Below are 16611 nucleotides of genomic sequence, written 5' to 3' on the forward strand. Positions count from 1 at the left end.
ATAATGATCGGCATGCGCTGCATCACCGGGCCCGAGGGAGAAACGACCTGATGGAAGTATCCGGCGCCGGCGGCGGGGACCGGGAAGTGGGATGCAAAGGGCAGACACTCCTTTTGTTTCGTGGTAATAAGGAACGTCGCTATGCGGCCGAAGGGAGGCCCAACGTCTTCCGCCGGTGCGCCCAAGAGTTGTCAGCACGCCACGTCCGTCCCCTTGGAGCAGATGGTTGGCAGAGAACCGAAAAATGGCCTTTCATGACTGTAGTCAGCTCGATACCGCGAAACGCCCATCCGGCAAGTATGAACTTCTATTTGGCCTGGAAGACCGACCGCCTCTTCTAAAGATGTTGCTGTATGGCGCGCAGTGGGCCCTGCTGTTTCTGCCCATGATCACGGTATCGGCCGGTGTCGTTTCTTCTTATCTGGGATTCGGCCCCGCGGAAGAGACGGCTTTCTTGGGACGCATTCTTCTCATATCCGGTGGAATTATGGTCCTGCAGACCTTGTTCGGCCATCGACTTCCGTTGTTGGATGGACCATCATCGGTCATCATGCTGGTGCTCATCGCGCTCGCCCCGCTGGGGCTTGCGTCGATTTCCGGCGGATTCATTTGTGGTGGCATCCTTACGGCGCTTTTGGGGTTTCTGGGATTGTTCAGATACATCAAGAACCTGTTTACCGACCTTGTGGTCGGTGTGATCACTTCCCTGATAGCCCTTTCCCTGATCCCCTTCATGCTGCCTCTGATCCTGGGTCGAAGCAGCGGACATCCCCACGGGGATCCGTCTGTGTTGCTGGTCTCGGCGCTGATCATGGCGACTATGATATTGTTCACCTACAGATTGAAAACGATTCACCGAACCTATTCTTTCTTATGGGCCATTGTCCTGGGCGCCGCACTCATGATGGCGATTGGAAAGTTCTCTCTGCCGGATACGGCTTCCCAGACCTGGTTCCGTTTTCCCCGACCGTTCTGGGGCCCGAAACCTGAACTCGATGCCGTAAGTATTGCCACGTTTATGATCGCTTATCTTGCGGTGGTGGCGAACGAGGTGGGCAGCATTTACAGTATCGCTGAAGTGGTGGGCAACGAAAATCTTGAGAGCAAGTTGCATCGAGGTATCGGATTCACCGGATTGGGAGGGGCTGTTTCCGGAGTGGTTCCAACCTTGGGCACGGTGAGTTATGCTCTCAGTCCCGGGGTCGTGTTCGCAACCCGAGTCGGTAGTCGATTTGCGCTGACCGCATGCGGGGGGATCGTCCTGGTGGCGGCTTTGTGCGAAAAGCTTAACGCGTTCCTGGCGGCCATTCCCCTTCCCGTGGTCGGGGCGGCTTTGATGGTGGCCATGGGGTCGCAATTGATGGTGGGCATGTCTATCGTATTTCGAAAAAAGGGCGAGCTATCATCACGCGATTACTATGTAGCAGGAGTCCCACTGATTCTGGGGACCGCGGCGTCCATTTTGCCTCAGCCGTTTCTTGACTTGCTTCCGCTTTGGTTGCGAGTGATGGTCGGCAACGGAATGGTGGTAGGGATTGTTTCCGTGTTGCTGTTGGAGCATGTGCTGCTGCGAAATGGGAAGGAACACCGGCGGACGGAGGGGGAAATCCCCGTCAAAACCGGTACGGCGGGTAATAAAACGGATAAAGATCAAAATAGTAAGGTATGAAAGGTCCTTCGTAGTACCGCTCCCTGAGCCGAGTGTAGTCCGGGTGCAGAACGATCTGTTCCCCGCTTATGAGAGGAACCACTAGCGTCCGGGTTCCCACCTCCACTTGCCGGCTCCCCAGAACGCTCCCCGCCGCTGTCACAAGCCGATCCTTTGCGTAGATCTCCGGATCCAGGTACCTGTCGCTCCGGACAATGAATCGACCGCGAGACTGATCCCGGTCGCCGGGCAGGTCGGAAATATCGAGCGGAGTCTGAAGGACATGTATATAAGAATGCGTGGCCGTGATTTCGGTCTCGATAATATATCCGCCCAAGATGACCGTCCTACCGATATAACGATCGGGTTCGCTTTTCAGTGCCTCGAAATCGACCCTGGGCTCGGCTTCCTGCCGATACTCCCTGGACACCGAGGAGCAAGCCGCAATCAACAGAAGCACGAAAAGCAGTCCGCAACGGGTCACACCGGAAGGCATGACGTCTCCTAAAATTGGGTGCCAAAGCCGAAACCGAAGTGGAACATGGGTGTTGCATCCTGTTTCGGTTCCCAGACTTTTACCTCTTTCGGCTCGATCACCGGGTAGATATACTCGCGTTCCCCGATGTTGGACACCTCCCCGTCCATCAGGGTCCCCACAACGCTGACCATCAGGTCTTTGTTGAATACCGCCGGGTCTAAGAGTTCCGGCGACCGGACGATAAACCGGCCGAGGTAGTCGTCGGAAGAGAGAGGCCTGTCATCCAAGTCCAGCGGCTGTTGCAGAACATAAACATCCGTACGCTCCTTGAGAACCCGGGTTTCGATGATTCGACCGCCCCACAACACTACTCTTCCCATGAATTCTTTTGGCGATTGTTGTACGTCCAAAGCCGTACCGTCATAGTCCACCAGAGACTTCGCATCCCTGCTCAAGCCGTGGGCGCAAGCCACTGCGCCCGCCAAAAGAAACACACACAAGACCGTTTTCCACTGTGCGCCCGAGTGGTTCACCCTGGTCTCATACACGCAAAGATCCGCTGTTTTCATATAATTGGGGTGAGGGTACGTCGTATGTCGATACGGTTCCGGAGTTACAGACCCAGATCGTCGGAGATCCCGTTCATCGCTTGCACGCTTAACTGCGCGAACTCGTTCAGGGGAATGCCGATTCGCTCGCACAGTCGTATATGGTCCCGATTCACACTACGGGCGAACTGCTTTTCTTTCATGCGCTTGATGACGGATTTCGGATTCACGCTCCGGATCTTTTTATCCGGATACACGAGCGTTGCGGCAATGACCATTCCCGTCATGGTTTCCGCGCAGGTAAGGGCCAAAGCCATTTTCGTATCCCGAGCGATTCCCAGCGCTTCCGCATTATGAGCTTTTACGGCCTGGATCATTTCATCATCCACTCCGGCATCCCGAAGGATCGGCTCAGCCACCAGCGTATGCTTTTCAGGACGGTCTTTCGTCTGGTCGTAGTCCACATCGTGAAGCAAACCGGCCATGCCCCAGCGTTCCGGGTCTTCGCCCAGACGCTCCGCCAAGGCGCGCATGATGGCCTCCGAGGCCAACGCGTGCTTGAGCAGGTTCTCCTCGCTGGTGTGTTGCTTCAGCAAATCAAGGGCCTGTTGTCGGTCGATGGCCATCGCCGCCTCACGCCGCTCTTCGTGTCTTTTTCCTCAACTTGTTGATTTTTCTACGTATAATATTGACTTTCTTTCTGTCGTTGGCGGTGCGTGCTTCTTCCTTCCGTCCCTGCAATTCCCTGATCCTGGCTTTGAGCTTCCGGTTCGTTTGAGACCGGTACTCGTTCGGGGTCGTTACATCCTCGATCCCCTTGATCTCTTTAATGGCTTTCAGCAGTTCATCTTTTTTCATCGCATGAACGCCTGTGATGCCACCGATCTGAAGCGCAAGGTTTCGCAAGTCCTTGACGGTCATCTTTTCGAGCGAACTTACGTCCGTCGCTTGTTTGGTTTCTTCAGCCATTCTTTCCTCCCTGTCACGTTCAAATTCGATAGACCCTGCCACGGGTCCTCATGGACCGCTTATTAGTCCTTTTTGTTTCGATCTTCAACCATTTTAATAAAAGGCGTCAGCAGATCGATGGGAATCGGAAACAGCGTAGTGGAGTTGTTCTCCGCTGAAATCTCCTTCAATGTTTGCAGGTAGCGAAGTTGAAGCGCTATGGGATGTTCCGCGATGATCGCCGCCGCCTCGGTCAGTTTGGCGGATGCCTGGAACTCGCCTTCGGCCGCGATGATCTTCGCGCGTCGCTCGCGCTCCGCTTCGGCCTGTCTCGCCATTGCGCGCTGCATCTCCGTTGGCAGGTCGATATGTTTTACTTCAACGTTGGAGACCTTGATGCCCCATGGATCCGTGTGTTTGTCGAGTATACTCTGCAGTTCCTGATTGATTTTCTCCCGCTCGGCCAGAAGTTCGTCGAGCATCGCCTGACCGCAAACGCTCCTCAAGGTGGTTTGCGCCAATTGAGACGTTGCGAAGAGAAAGTCCTCCACTTCGACGATCGCCTTGTTCGAATCCATGACCCTGAAGTAAACCACTGCATTGACCTTCACGGAAACATTGTCCCGGGTGATCACGTCCTGCGGCGGCACATCCATGGCCACCAAGCGAAGGCTGACTCTTACCATGCGGTCGATAACCGGAATCAGAATGATCAAGCCGGGTCCTTTGGAAGCGATGAGCCGTCCGAGTCGAAAAATGACGCCGCGCTCGTACTCCCGCAATACCCTCAGGGCCGAACTGAGAAACATAATCACGAGGACAAGAATCAGAATCAACGCATACATGTTCATGGCAACCTCCCAACGCGGGCAACCGGGGTCCGGTCCGCTCGTTTTATCGACTTAGGAGAAACGTTTGGCGGTCACCCGTCGGATTCCCGGCTTTCCGCCATGGAAAACAGGTGAAGCCCCCAAAAGGACCTCACTACAATGAATGGTTCGTAAACTCAGTCCCCCTGTGATCGTACGGCCTTCTTCACTTGAAGAAAAAATTGCTTTTTCCCGACTACCCGGATCCGATCGCCCAACTCGAGCCTCTCATCGCTTTCCGCGTTCCAGGTCTCTCCATGTACGAACACTTTGATTTCGCCCGAATCCGCCAGTTGCGTTACCTGGCCTTCTTCTCCGAGCAAGCCTTCTAAACCCGTGGTGGGTTTGTGCAGCATGGCTTTGACGATCAACCCAAGAACGACCGTGAAGAACAGAGTTACAACAGCCACCGTAGGCACGAGCACCTGCCAGGACACGCGAACCAAACCCAGGCTGTCACTATGAAATAGAAACATGGATCCCAAAACAAGACAAGTCAGTCCTCCGATCGTGAGCATCCCGTAGCTGGCGATTTTGATCTCCAGGATAAAGAGGATGAGGCCGAGGATAATCAACAGGACGCCCGCGTAATTGACCGGCAAGGTCTGAAACGCATAAAAGGAGAGGATGAGCGATATGGCTCCTACGATTCCGGGAAAAACCGCGCCGGGGTTCGCCAGCTCGAAATAGAGTCCGACCATTCCCAGCATCATCAGGATATAAGCGATGTTCGGGTTCGCTATAGTACGCAGAATCTTCTCCCGAAGGCTCTCCTCCTCATACGTCACGGTCGCGCCGGCGACGTCTATCACCCGTTGCTTCCCTTTGACGAGCACGGTGCGCCCATTGATTTTCGGCAGCAATTCCTCGATGTTGCCGGCTACAAGATCGACAACCTTGTTTTTCAAGGCCTCATCTGCCGTGATCGACACGCTTTCACGTACGGCCTTTTCAGCCCAGTCCGCGTTTCGTCCCCTCTCGTCGGCAATGCTTCTGGCGTAGGCTACCATGTCGTTTTCCACTTTTTTGGCCATGGCGCCCTCGATTTCCTTACCCATGGCCACCGGATGCGCAGCGCCGATGTTCGTGCCGGGAGCCATGGCGGCCACGTGGGCTGCAATGGTTATGATCACGCCTGCGCTGGCCGCTCTGGCTCCGCTCGGGGCCACGTATACGACCACCGGCACATCGGATTCCATAATGGATTTGACAATCGAACGCATGGAGTCGGCGAGTCCTCCGGGCGTGTCCAGCTGGATTACGAGGCACTCATCGTCGGCTACGTGAGCGTCCTTGATGGTCCGCTCGATAAAAAGAGCCACCCCTGGGTTGATGCTGCTGTCCACTGTGGCGACTCGGACCGTTTTACCAAGTGCATAGGAGGTCGAGAAGAGAGTGCATAAAAAGACCAAGATAAAACAAGCCGGAAAGGCTCGGCTCGTGTACACGCAGGTGCCGTTCATGCTGAACTCCGTGGCGATGTTTTTTTCATCAGGTCCAACGCCCCCATGATCTGCTTCATGTCGTCCCAGACATCCTTTTTCTTCGATGGATTTCTGAGCAGGTAGGCCGGATGATACGTGGGCATGACCCTGATCTCGCCCATGGAATGAAACCGGCCCCGTAGAATGGAGATGGGGGCGGCTGACTGCAAAAGGGTTTGCGCCGCGGCCAGGCCAAGGGCGCAGATGATCTTCGGCCTGATGATCCTGATCTGGCTCCTCAAACACGGATTGCAGGTTTCGATTTCTTCAGGGAACGGGGTGCGGTTTCGGGGGGGGCGGCATTTGACCACGTTTGTTATGTATATCTCTTCGCGCAACAAATCCATGGCCCGTATGATCTTAGTGAGCAGTTCCCCCGCCAATCCCACGAAGGGCCGGCCAAGACGATCTTCATCCCTGCCCGGACCTTCTCCCACGAACATAAGATCCGCGGTTTCGTTTCCTTCACCGAACACAAGCAGGTGACGATTCTCGGAGAGATTGCAGCGGGTACAACCGGCCCATTCCTGTTGCAACGCGCCCAAGGTCTCGGGCCTGCCCGGAGAATTTTTTCGCACGGAACCAGGTCCGAGGGCGTCCGCAAGATCGGGAGGAACAAAGATCTCCCGAATTCCGATGGATCTGTAAAAATGTAAAAGGCGATTCAGCTTTGGGTCCATATATCCCGCGCCAAAGGTCCGGGCGCATCCCTCATACGTCAATTGCCTTGTGGCGTCTCCGGCAGGCCGGCGCCGGCCTGAAAGTTCTTGAAGGGGCGCCGGGAAAAAGCTCAAAGAATAGCGCCGGTGAATCATTGCCGTGAATTAAGGGTTCATTCCGGATGCGTCTCTTTCCAGGATCCAGGTTCGCACGCGATCCAGCACCATATGGGCCGTCTCGATCTTTTCCAGAAACGGGATATCATCGACCCGACCGTCCCTGTGAATGATCTTTACTTTGTTTGTGGAACACCTGAATCCGCAGCCGTCCTGGGTTATGTCGTTCGCAACGATGAAATCGAGGTTCTTGTTCTTCATCTTCCGGTTTGCATGCATCAAAAGGGCTTCCGATTCCGCGGCAAAGCCGACCAGACACTGGTGCGTCTTCTTCTGGCCCAATTCCCGGAGTATGTCCGGATTTTCCGTGAGCCGGATCTCCGGCTCCGTGGCCTCCCGCTTTATCTTCTGGGCCTTCGGCTCCCTGGCGGGCCTGAAGTCCGAAACGGCCGCCGTTTTGATCACCACCTGACTCGCTTCGTACTCGGCCAGCATGGCCTCTCTCATCTCGCGGGCGCTGACCACTCGAATCGTTCGAACCCCTTTTATATCCGCTTCCTCCGACGGTCCCGTAACCAGACAAACCTCTCCGCCTCTTCGAAGGGCGGCCTTTGCCACGGCGAACCCCATGCGGCCTGAGGAACGGTTTGTCAGGCAGCGAACCGGGTCCAGATACTCCTCCGTCCGGCTGGCGCTGATCAGAAAGCGGATGCCTTGAAAGTCCTTGGGAGAAAGAAGATGCTCGATTTCGGCCAATATGTCCTCAACTTCGGCCAACCTGCCGGGTCCTTCGGTTTTGCAGGCCAAATCGCCCGTGCCCGAAGGAAGAATCGAGTATCCGAGAGCGATCAGCGCGTTCAGGTTCTTCTGCACGGCCGGATGCAACAGCATGTTCGAGTTCATGGCCGGGCAAACCAGCAGTTTGGCCCGTGTGGCCAGAGCGAGTGTGGTCAGGAAGTCGTCCGCAATGCCGTTGGCCAATTTCCCGATGATATTGGCGGTGGCCGGAACAACGGCGACCAAATCGGCCCACTCGGCCATGGCCACGTGCAGAACGTATCCCACGGTCTCCTGGAAGGTGTCCGTTATCACTTCCTCCCCGGACAAGGTCTGAAACGTCAACGGGGTCACAAACTTCTGGGCCGCCGATGTCATGGCGACCTTGACCAGGGCGCCCCTTTTCATCAATTCCCGCAGGAGAAAAGCCGACTTATACGCGGCAATGCCTCCGGAAACTCCTAACAGTATTCGTTTCCCTTTGATGTGCACAAGTTACTCCGCCGGATGGGATGTTTCATCGTTGCCGGACGTCTTCCCCCGGGCCGGTTGAATGCGTTCGAAAGGGGTCAGAACGCCGTGACAGCGGCATGCCGTACCGATGAACAGGCGGCCTCGAGCGTTCTCGACCCGGGACAACAGTTCGAACAGAGCCGCCGGCCGGTATCCTCCTACACCGGGGCCGAGTTGGTGGCTCCGAATGACCAGCGCTTCGAGATCGGGTAAACGGATTTCGCCGAGCAGGTCGAACATGTTGCGTTGCCTTGGCTTTTGTGTCACCGTACACAGGTTCGCGGGTTCGGGACAGTGGTCCGGACACCGGAAATCGGCATGGCTGACATATATATTTCCGTTGGAGCCACGGATGGGGTGGGGCAATAACGGCTCGATATCGGACGAAAACGTGATTCGACGCAGTCTATTCGGGCCAAGCCGGCCCAGAACCCACTCCGCGGCCAGATGAACGGGCACTGCGGGAATGATCCAGTCGGGACCCCGATCGTGCTCGAGATGCTCGAGCACGAAGGCCACTCCGTCACCGGGATGCAGCGTACGGTTGGGCCCCCGGCCCTTGTCCAACTGTTCCTGAAGGGGGTCGATCAGCACAAAGTGCGCGTCCGTTCGGCTGGAAGACAGACTCCGAAGGGCGTGTAGACCGAATTGGCCTATTCCAATGATCCAAATCGTTTCCATAAATTTAAGTATACCATATTGCCATCTTGGGCACCAACGGATTAGAATCCCGGAGCAACTGATTCGTAACCATAAACCATACGTTTCGTCTTGAAAGAAGAACATGAGTTCGCCCCTATCCGATGATTTCGTACATGCGTCCACGGAATCCGTGCCTCTATCCCGGCTGGATCTCTCGGAACGTTCTCACTGCCTGTCGTTTGGACGGGATTTGGAACCCTTGCTTCGCTCCATTCAGGCCATCGGCCTCGTTCAACCCCCGGTTGTCTGCCGCGGCAAGGATGATTTGCTTACGGTTCTGAGCGGATTCCGCCGCATCGAGGCGTTGGTCGATCTGGGAGTGGAAATCCTTCCCTGTCGAGTGTTGGACCGGTCCCTCGATCCGATGGACCGGCTCTCACTGGCGTTCTGGGAAAACCTCTCGCACCGAGGCTTCAACATCGTGGAAAAAGCCAGGGCCGTGGATGCCTTCAGTTTGCTTCAAGGATCGGAAAAAACCATGGAGAATGTGATGCCGGCCTTGGGGCTCCACCCGCATCTCAGGGAGCTGGAACGCATGAAGAAGACCGCCGGTCTGCCTGAGCCGGTTCTTCTGGCTTTAGTGGACGGGCGGATTTTTCCGGATCCGGCCATCTACCTGACCGAGTTCCCGGAATCAGATCGAATGCCCGTGTTCGAGTGTCTCACGTACCTCAACCTGAATCTGAACCAGCAGAAGGAATTCCTCGAGATGCTGCGCGACTTGTGCCTCCGGGACGGAGTGTCGGCCCGCCGGGTCCTCGAGGACGAAGACGTCCGGCGGTTGCTGGATCACCCTGCATGGAGCAGGCCGCAAAAAGCCGATCGAATGAAGCGGTGGCTCAAGGATCAGCTCAACCCTCGCCTGAAAGCCGCGGAAACCGCCTTTGACGAGCAGCTTCGGGAGTTGCGTCTGCCCGGCAGAGTACGCATTGCCCACGCGCCTTTTTTCGAAGCCGAAGGGCTGCGCGTGACCATGGACGCCGCCAACGGCGCGGAGTTGCTCGAGACGGTTAGGGAATTGAACCGGGTGTTCGAAAGCGGCGGTGTGGAAAAGCTGTACGACATCGTGGACGGGCTTTGATCGTCGAGAGGAAGGACGTTTGATATCCGTGCGAGGCGGATTTCCCTGTGTTCCTTTTCAAGACGTTTTGACCCGGCGCCGACCGGCCGGGCGCTGCGGAGCCCTTTCCCCATCAGAAATGCTCTCTGGTCCGGATGCTTCCGGACAGCGAATCGATTGAGCGTGCGAACCGTGTTCAAACCCACGAAAAGATATGTTGAACCGAGCGTTGAATCTTCTCCACTCGCCTCGAGAGTCGGGGCGAAACCACTGGTCCAACCACCGGCGCTGGACGATCTTGAAGCCAAACGGACCCTGGTGCTGGCGGAAAACAAAGGACCCTTCCTCCGGCCGTGTCCGGGAACTCAGAACTACATCTGCTGCGGGTATCAAATTCTTCATGTGGGCACCGGGTGCCCGCTCAATTGCTCATACTGCATACTCCAATCCTATCTGAACGACCATCGCCTGCGCGTTTTCGCGAATCAGGACCGGTTGATTGAAGAGCTGAAACAGGAAGCTCGATCCCACCCGGACCGCCTCTTTCGATTGGGGACCGGGGAATTCACGGACAGTCTCTATATCGAGCACCTGGTTCGATTCGTGGACCGCATCGTCCCGGTGATCCAGGGCGAACCCAATCTGATGATCGAATTCAAGACAAAAACGGATAACATCGGTACTCTGCTGGAACTGGATGATCCGGACCGCATTGTGGTCTCGTTTTCCATGAACAGCCGTCGTATCGTCCGCTCCGAAGAGCACGGAGCCGCAAGCCTCGAACAGCGCCTTCGAGCGGCGGAGCGATGCCGGGCCCGCGGCTTCAAGCTGGGGTTCCATTTTGATCCCATTATTCATTATCCCGGCTGGGAGGCGGAATACGGGGAAACCATCCGGATGATATTCGACCATGTGGATCCGGCCGGGGTGATCTGGATCAGTCTCGGGTGTCTTCGATATATGCCGGACTTGAAAGTTGTCGCCCGAAAGCGGCACCCCCAATCCGCCATATTTTCAGAAGAATTTATCCGGGGCTTGGACGGAAAGACACGGTATTTCAGACCCATCCGGCAAGAGATCTACGCCGGCATGGCGGCGCGACTCCGCCGGGCGGATCCGGACTTGTGCGTCTATCTTTGCATGGAGAGCGATCTGGTGTGGCGTTCGGCCCTGAACCATTCACCTGAAACCGGTGAAGGGTTGGCCCGGATCTTGGATCGGCGGGCTTTTTCGTTTTTCCCGTCTCTGCGGGTTCAGGATTCGAAAAAGGCGGAGGCGGATAGGACAACGGGACGCCAACCGCTTTAATCTACGGCTGATCCATGGTCTTTTTTTTGAAAGGACATCATGGTCTGCAAGCATTGCCAATGGTGTATCGAAAACCGAAAACCCTGCAAATACAAAGACGACGCCAATTGGATCATCCGGAAAATGATCGAGGCCGATGGGCTGATCTGGGGCACCCCGGTGTGGACCCATACCATTCCTCCGTGGATGATCAATCTCATGTCCAGGGCCCGCTACATGGTGTTTCTCAGCGGCGAGCTTCGCGACAAGGTGTTGGGAACCTATGTGGTGTCCTGGTTCGGAGTGGGCGAGGAAATGGCGTTGATGACGCTCGAAGCCTTGGGGCACAATTACCTCATGTTGCCCGTTTTTCGCGGCTGGGCGCGCGTGAGCACCGCGGCTTTCGGTCAAAGGCCGGACTATCTCGAAAACGGCGCACTGGAGGATACCGCAGGCATGCTCCGGATTCGAACCATGGCAAAACGAGTCGTTGAGATCACCCGAAAAATGAAATTTGCCACACAGGCCGGAGTCGGGATCCCGAAAGAAGAGATTCGCAGCATCACCTGCGGCCGCTTTCCCTTCTGGGGTAAAGCTCAAGACATCGAATCATCCTGAGCCACGATGCACCGCTCGTTGGGAAGCCTCCGGGCTTCCCAAGGATTTCAACAACCGCGCATGATGAACGGCCGGCGAAAGGGCATGAAAGAATAGATGCGCGGATGGAGATCGAACCGGAAGCTCATCGGATTCCGGAGCGCTGGAGAAACCCTTCATCATAGAATGGCTTGTCCGTCCTTACGGCCGCTCCTCCCATCACGACGACCGTGTCGAGCCGGCGACACGATGACAGGACGAAAAGCGATCGCCAAAGGGAGGACGCGCCAAATCCGAGGGCTCATCGTTCACCGTTTCGTCCGATATTTCGCACTTATTGGACTTGCCGATTTGGGCCAGATCATAGCAGTATTCGTTACTTTGAGGGCAGGAGGGGCGGATACTATATGTTGTAGGCGGCGATACGGACACCGACTCTTCGCTGCGGTTCATCCTGTGATGTTGGCCTAATAAGAGTCAAAACGAGACTTGATCCTTTTTTCCCCGGGAACGCCGAGCCCCAGCTCGGCCCAACTTCGTGCCCGGAGCGAGGATCGACCCCGAACGGCCACGAGGACTAAGTCATCTTAAGTTCGGAATTTCTTGCAATAATAAAGAAATAATGGGGACGTCCATACCTTTATACCATCTTTCTCCAATCAAACTGGATCATTATTCTATTTGTTCACCCCATTCCGACAAGAGACTTGCCGACGGTAGAAAGATCTTGGGCCTCCCGGCTCTCTCGGAGAGGGTCCCCCCAAACTCTCGTTTAGCCCGATAGTATAAGAGCGCCCGAACCTTGAGGGTTTGCGGCGATGTACCGAACTCCGTTACTTCCTTAGCTGTCCGTTGAAGAGTAGAAACGCGCAAAATCAACCCCGTCCCCTTTTTCCCACGTGAAAAGGGTTCCAAACAGGTTTGGAGAATGCATCAGCGGTGTCTTGAGCGGCTTTGCACCCTTTTCGTGCTTTCGAAACATGGGAAGGACTTCAAAACAGCGAAAAATCCGTGCGGAACCTCTTTTTCAAGGAGGTTGCCGTATAATCTGGGGTAACATCTTTTTTACACTTGCCAGGAATCGGCGATCGCCCCTATAATAAGACAAATCCATAAACGAGCATTCCAGCATGGATACCCCCCTCAAAATGGGCCTAACAACGCCCTGACGGTGTTTTTTTCCGTCAGGGACTGTTGCGTTGCCGGTCATCTACCAAAACAAACCCGAAAAAATCCGGAAGGAGGACAATCATGGCGGACAGAGTACTGTTCCTTGGATGGAACCGTCCCGTCGCCGGCAGGGAAAAACAAGCTGCGCAACTGTTTCAGAAGGCGATGGAGACCTATGGCAAGCTGCAGGCAAACGGACGTATCGAGAATTTCGAACCGGTTATTCTCGCTCACCACGGGGGCGATATGAACGGTTTCATTTTGATCAGGGGGGAAGCGGACAAGCTCGCTCAGCTTCGGGAAGACGACGAATTTGTGAACATGATAATAGAATGTGGTTATTGTCTGGAGGGTTTTGGACTGGTCAATGGATACACCGGTAACGGCGTAGCGGAAGTAATGTCACGTTGGATGGCGCTCATCAACAAGTAGCTCACACCCAAGAAGCCGCCCGGAAAAGGCACAGATCCGCCCTCGAACGAATTCTCCTGCTTGACGTTCTTTCCTGCTAATAATCTGTCGGCATGCGCCCTCGATAGATTCTTAGTCGTCTTCGTTTTCGCTGCCCCGGGTGGCTCGACGAAAAGCAAAAAAACGCCTTTGAACGATCACTGGAATACGAAATCGTCGTGATCGCCCCTACATACGTCGGTAATAACGATAATCCCATGCATATGATTGGGCATGATCATCCATTCATCCAATTCCACATAACCGTGACGCGTCGCCAACCATTCCCACGACTCGGCAACCATTTCGCCGAACTGCTTCAACGTCCTTTTTCCCTTCACGGCGTTGCCGAATAGACATTCCCGGTTCCAGGCGCAAATAGTCACGAAATACACCCCGGCCTGCGAATAATCGTACCCGTGCAATCGGATGGACCGCGGTTATGCCGCGTCGATTTCCATTGCGAGGGAGGTTCTTGCCGAGCTGGGGCTCGGCGTTCCCAGGGGAGCGGTAGGAGCAGAAGCGTGATCATATGTAGCGGCGGTCGGGCCACGGCATAGCACAGCGAAGCCTCGTCGCAAACCGCCCCTCCGGACCGGCCCTTATTCATGTTGTTCTTCCCTGACCAAAAGGGCCACGTCTCCCCCTGTCTTTCGCCAAGGCATCTTCTTCATCATTGTCGGAGTCGGATGCCAGTAGCCCCGTGTTCTTTTGTCTTGCTCCCGATCCAAAGAAATACGCGAGTTGCGCTGCAGCGGAAGGTTGCGCATTTCTGTATTACAAATTATATGCAGTTTGCGTGCCAATTGCAATAACAGACTTATGTTATGTCCCGGAATTTGGTTCTAGTTGAGACGTTGGCTCTTTTGCTCTGTTTACGGGGATAATTCGCTGTTCAATGTCATTCCCAATCTTGCGTTTGATCAACCTCAAGTCGAACTCAGATTGCAGATTCAACCAAAACTGGGCCTCAACTCCAAAATACCGCTCCAGCCTTAGCGCCGTATCAGCGGTTATGCTCCGTTTGCCGTTGACAATCTCACTGATTCTATTCAGTGGTACGGCAAGATCCCGCGACAACCGGTTTATGCTGATGCCCAAGGGTTCCATGACATCTTCTCGTAGGATTTCACCCGGCGTAATGGGATCCAGCAAATCTTTGCTGCTCACTATTGCACCTCAATGATAATTGATCGAGGAAATGTGCGCTTCCCAAGGGCCGGCCCGTACGCTCGCGCCGTTGTAACAGGTTCCTTTCTTCCTCGTCCACGCCCGCGGCAAGAAATCGATTCCAATTTCTACAGTTTCCGACCGGAAACCGCAATCAGCACATTCAGGCATTCTGGGCTTCAAGCACGGCAAGGCCGTCTTGGTTATACGTTTTGTACTTATAGATGATCACGTTGCGGCTGCCGTCCTTGATGGGACGTTTTTCAATGAATTCCACTTCCACGTGTATGGTATCGCCGACGTACACCGGCGCAAGGTAGCGCAGCTTATCCGCCCCCATAAAGGCAATGACGTCGTCCAGAAATCCGGCCTGCTCGAGCAGTCCGATGCTGCACGACATGGTCATTACGCCGGGGACCATGCGTCCCGACCACCCTTTGGCTTGGGCGGCCTCGTCCGTGAGGAAAATCGGGAGGGTATTGGCTGTAATTTGACAGAATTGGCTTTGCTCCGCTTCGATGATGGTCTTGTAATCGGTGACGAATTTTTCGCCGGGTTTACCTTGAGAGATGGTCTTGGGCTGCATGAGTACTCCTTTGTTTGTATGGAATAAATATTCTCCCACGATATACGTTCGCGCGGAATTAGGCAAGCCGTCCAAACCCAACGGCTTCGATCGGGGGACACCATACCTATTTCCGCCGTGCTTTTGCAATCAGGGGACATCATACAAGATAAAGCCTTGCGTTGTGTTCTACGCTGAAGCCTGTTCGCAAATAGGTAAGATGTCCCTGGAATCGGAGGCATACCTCCTTAGAACGGTATGGATCCGCTCTCCAAAAAGCGTTCTTTCGCGCTTTCAAACCGAAATCGGATTCAAACAACAGCTGCCCTCACCCCCGCCCCGATCGGCCCGGCGAAAAAGTCTGGTTGCTACAGGCTGCTGAAAAACGATGACATGCAAGGCGCGCAAATCCCGAGGAATGAGTCGTACATAGAGTACGTCGCAGTGACGAGGGATGAAGCTCAACGCAGCAGATCGCGTTTTTCAAGAGCCTGGTACGGAACCTGCGATTCCTCCGGTCGTAGTAAGGCGAACCGTGCATTCGGTCTGGCTGTACCGGTCGATCAAATGGATCCTGGCCGGGCTGTTCCTCGCGGCGGGAATCCTCAAGCTGCAAGACCTCAAAGCGCTCACGCTCACCATCGGCGCGTTCGGTCTTGTACCCAGTCCGGCGATCGAGCCCCTTGCGGTCCTGTTGCCGGTTGTGGAGATCGTGGCCGCGGCGGGCCTGATCCTCGAGGTGCGCGGTTGTCTCGGTACCATCACCGGACTCATCCTGGGCTTCATCGGTGTTCTGTCCTACGGAATCGCTCTCGGTCTTGACATCGACTGCGGCTGCTTCGGTCCCGGTGACCCTGAAGGAGAGGCGTTCCACGGCCTCCGTTCGGCCCTGGTGCGGGACTGCTTTATGCTGGCGGGCGTGACGTTTCTCTATGGGTGGCGGTTCCTCCATCCGGTCCGGTTTTTCAGACCCTGGAGCCGGGTGCAACGAAACGGAATCAAACGGAAGGGGAGGTAAAGATGCGCAGGTTCAAATGGATGTGGGTATTGACGATCGCGGCGGTGTGGGCTTTGGCCATGGCGCCCGGGGCTCAAGCGTTATTCGACGACAAATTCGAGCAGGAATTGGAAAAGGAAAGGGAGGCCGTCAAGCTGGTCCGGGAGGTGCAGCGGGGCGGTTACGACGTCGTGACCACGGACGAGCTGAAAAAGTGGATGGACGAGGGCAAGGACATGCTCATGATCGACACCATGCCGTACGAGGACAGCTACAAGAAGGAACATGTTCCCGGCGCCAAACAGTTTCTCTTTCCCATACCCGACATGAACGCGTGGGACACGAAGGAAACGGGGGCCAAGACCCAGGAAGACTTCATCCAACTGCTCGGACCCGACAAGGACAGACTGATCGTCATCTACTGCGGATTCGTGAAATGCACCCGCAGCCACAACGGCGCGGCATGGGCTTTAAAGCTCGGGTATAAGAACGTGGTTCGGTATCCGGGCGGCATCTTTGCCTGGAAGGGCGCAAAATATCCGATGGAAGCGGTGGAATAGCGGCGTTGCATT

At 55.3% G+C, this 16611-nt stretch carries 19 protein-coding genes; 7 read left to right on the plus strand and 12 right to left on the minus strand.

Features of this window, described 5'->3' with window-relative positions:
• The first annotated feature begins 226 nt into the window (after positions 1-226).
• Complete coding sequence (locus tag HY788_00410; GenBank protein ID MBI4772636.1) at positions 227-1669, plus strand: purine/pyrimidine permease; 1443 nt, start codon at positions 227-229, stop codon at positions 1667-1669.
• Here HY788_00410 and HY788_00415 read toward each other — a convergent pair.
• The 9 genes from HY788_00415 to HY788_00455 all read right to left on the minus strand — a co-directional run bounded on the left by HY788_00415 (position 1614) and on the right by HY788_00455 (position 8722).
• Entirely contained in the window at positions 1614-2144 is a 531-nt protein-coding gene (locus tag HY788_00415; protein MBI4772637.1) for a Slp family lipoprotein, read from the minus strand. The genes HY788_00410 and HY788_00415 overlap by 56 nt on opposite strands.
• A gap of 8 nt (positions 2145-2152) precedes the next feature.
• Positions 2153-2674, minus strand: coding sequence for a Slp family lipoprotein (locus tag HY788_00420; GenBank protein ID MBI4772638.1), 522 nt, complete (start codon positions 2672-2674; stop codon positions 2153-2155).
• A 65-nt stretch (positions 2675-2739) separates the two neighbouring features.
• Positions 2740-3300, minus strand: coding sequence for an HDIG domain-containing protein (locus tag HY788_00425; GenBank protein ID MBI4772639.1), 561 nt, complete (start codon positions 3298-3300; stop codon positions 2740-2742).
• Between the two features lie 7 nt (positions 3301-3307).
• Positions 3308-3643: a transcription termination factor Rho gene (locus HY788_00430; GenBank protein ID MBI4772640.1), complete on the minus strand. Its 336-nt coding sequence runs from the start codon at positions 3641-3643 to the stop codon at positions 3308-3310.
• A gap of 62 nt (positions 3644-3705) precedes the next feature.
• Positions 3706-4467, minus strand: coding sequence for a slipin family protein (locus tag HY788_00435; protein MBI4772641.1), 762 nt, complete (start codon positions 4465-4467; stop codon positions 3706-3708).
• A gap of 161 nt (positions 4468-4628) precedes the next feature.
• Positions 4629-5954 carry a nodulation protein NfeD gene (locus HY788_00440; GenBank protein ID MBI4772642.1) on the minus strand — a complete coding sequence of 442 codons (1326 nt, stop codon included), beginning with the start codon at positions 5952-5954 and terminating at the stop codon, positions 4629-4631.
• The gene (locus HY788_00445) at positions 5951-6655 is read right to left on the minus strand and encodes a uracil-DNA glycosylase (GenBank protein ID MBI4772643.1); all 705 of its coding nucleotides are present in this window, start codon (positions 6653-6655) and stop codon (positions 5951-5953) included. The genes HY788_00440 and HY788_00445 overlap by 4 nt, the downstream gene beginning before the upstream one ends.
• Positions 6656-6799: 144 nt before the next feature.
• Positions 6800-8020, minus strand: coding sequence for a bifunctional phosphopantothenoylcysteine decarboxylase/phosphopantothenate--cysteine ligase CoaBC (gene coaBC / locus HY788_00450; protein ID MBI4772644.1), 1221 nt, complete (start codon positions 8018-8020; stop codon positions 6800-6802).
• Positions 8021-8023: 3 nt separating this feature from the next.
• Positions 8024-8722, minus strand: coding sequence for a potassium transporter (locus tag HY788_00455; protein MBI4772645.1), 699 nt, complete (start codon positions 8720-8722; stop codon positions 8024-8026).
• Positions 8723-8825: 103 nt separating this feature from the next.
• On the opposite strand from HY788_00455, the gene HY788_00460 reads away from it, so the two are divergent.
• The 4 genes from HY788_00460 (at position 8826) to HY788_00475 (ending at position 13289) form a co-directional block, all read left to right on the plus strand.
• Positions 8826-9824, plus strand: a complete 999-nt coding sequence (locus HY788_00460; protein MBI4772646.1) for a ParB/RepB/Spo0J family partition protein — start codon at positions 8826-8828, stop codon at positions 9822-9824.
• 156 nt (positions 9825-9980) lie between these two features.
• Complete coding sequence (locus HY788_00465) at positions 9981-11111, plus strand: radical SAM protein (protein MBI4772647.1); 1131 nt, start codon at positions 9981-9983, stop codon at positions 11109-11111.
• 39 nt (positions 11112-11150) lie between these two features.
• On the plus strand, positions 11151-11708 hold the full coding sequence (locus tag HY788_00470; GenBank protein MBI4772648.1) for a flavodoxin family protein: 558 nt from the start codon (positions 11151-11153) through the stop codon (positions 11706-11708).
• A 1230-nt stretch (positions 11709-12938) separates the two neighbouring features.
• Complete coding sequence (locus tag HY788_00475; GenBank protein ID MBI4772649.1) at positions 12939-13289, plus strand: hypothetical protein; 351 nt, start codon at positions 12939-12941, stop codon at positions 13287-13289.
• Positions 13290-13465: 176 nt separating this feature from the next.
• Here the strand turns inward: HY788_00475 and HY788_00480 are convergent, their stop codons facing one another.
• The 3 genes from HY788_00480 to HY788_00490 form a co-directional block, all read right to left on the minus strand.
• Entirely contained in the window at positions 13466-13693 is a 228-nt protein-coding gene (locus HY788_00480; GenBank protein ID MBI4772650.1) for a hypothetical protein, read from the minus strand.
• Between the two features lie 439 nt (positions 13694-14132).
• Positions 14133-14477, minus strand: a complete 345-nt coding sequence (locus HY788_00485) for a HigA family addiction module antidote protein (protein ID MBI4772651.1) — start codon at positions 14475-14477, stop codon at positions 14133-14135.
• Between the two features lie 163 nt (positions 14478-14640).
• Positions 14641-15063, minus strand: coding sequence for a MaoC family dehydratase N-terminal domain-containing protein (locus tag HY788_00490; GenBank protein ID MBI4772652.1), 423 nt, complete (start codon positions 15061-15063; stop codon positions 14641-14643).
• Positions 15064-15496: 433 nt separating this feature from the next.
• Between HY788_00490 and HY788_00495 the strand changes: the two genes are divergently transcribed.
• Together HY788_00495 and HY788_00500 are read left to right on the plus strand one after the other, a co-directional pair.
• Positions 15497-16060: a DoxX family protein gene (locus tag HY788_00495; GenBank protein MBI4772653.1), complete on the plus strand. Its 564-nt coding sequence runs from the start codon at positions 15497-15499 to the stop codon at positions 16058-16060.
• A gap of 2 nt (positions 16061-16062) precedes the next feature.
• Positions 16063-16599 carry a rhodanese-like domain-containing protein gene (locus tag HY788_00500; protein ID MBI4772654.1) on the plus strand — a complete coding sequence of 179 codons (537 nt, stop codon included), beginning with the start codon at positions 16063-16065 and terminating at the stop codon, positions 16597-16599.
• Positions 16600-16611: the final 12 nt, after the last annotated feature.

This window comes from Deltaproteobacteria bacterium (assembly GCA_016208165.1).
Lineage (GTDB): Bacteria > Desulfobacterota > Desulfarculia > JACQYL01 > JACQYL01 > JACQYL01.